The 623-nt window shown below is 75.1% G+C and carries 1 pseudogene; it reads right to left on the bottom strand.

Annotated features, from left to right (window positions below):
* Nucleotides 1-623: pseudogene (locus IE329_RS40070) on the bottom strand (hypothetical protein); the annotation flags it as partial.

The raw sequence follows: 623 nt of genomic DNA on the forward strand, positions 1-623 counted from the left end.
GCTCACCTTGCCGTCGCGCTTGCGGATGCGGCCGTGCTCGTGCAGGTCCCAGACCAGCGGTCCGGCCAGCGAGCAGAACGCTCCGCCCAGGCCGGTGCCGAGGCCGAACGCCGAGCTGCCGTGCAGGAAGTTCACCGTGGCGGCGAACAGGGCCACGGCCCCGGCCAGCGCCCGGTAGTGCCAGGACGGCCGGTTGTCGTCGATCGCGGCCTCGGCGCCCTTGAGCAGCGCCCAGGCCAGGCCTTCCAGTACCAGCGGCGCGGCCAGCAGGAACCAGGCGTTCGGGGACCAGAACGCCATCATCTGCAGCGGCAGGGAGACGACCACGCAGATGACCGCGATGGTCTTGGCGTAGGTGCGCCACTGGGCGGCGGACCGCTCCGCCTTCTGCCGGGCGGCGGCGGCCTCGGTGCGCTGCCGCTCGGCCTCGCGCCGCTTGTCGGCGGCGGCCTCGCGGACCTCCTGGGCCTGGGCCTCGCCGACGGCGATCTCGGCGGCGGCCTTGGCCGCCTTCAGCTGGTTGGCGATGTCCGCCGCGGCCTTGGCGGTCGCGGTCTTCGCCCGCAGGGCCTCGGCCTCGGCGGCTTCCTTCCCGGCCGGCTTGGACGCCGCCCGGGTGCGGC

The organism is Kitasatospora indigofera (assembly GCF_014655955.1).
Taxonomy (GTDB): Bacteria; Actinomycetota; Actinomycetes; order Streptomycetales; family Streptomycetaceae; genus Kitasatospora; species Kitasatospora indigofera.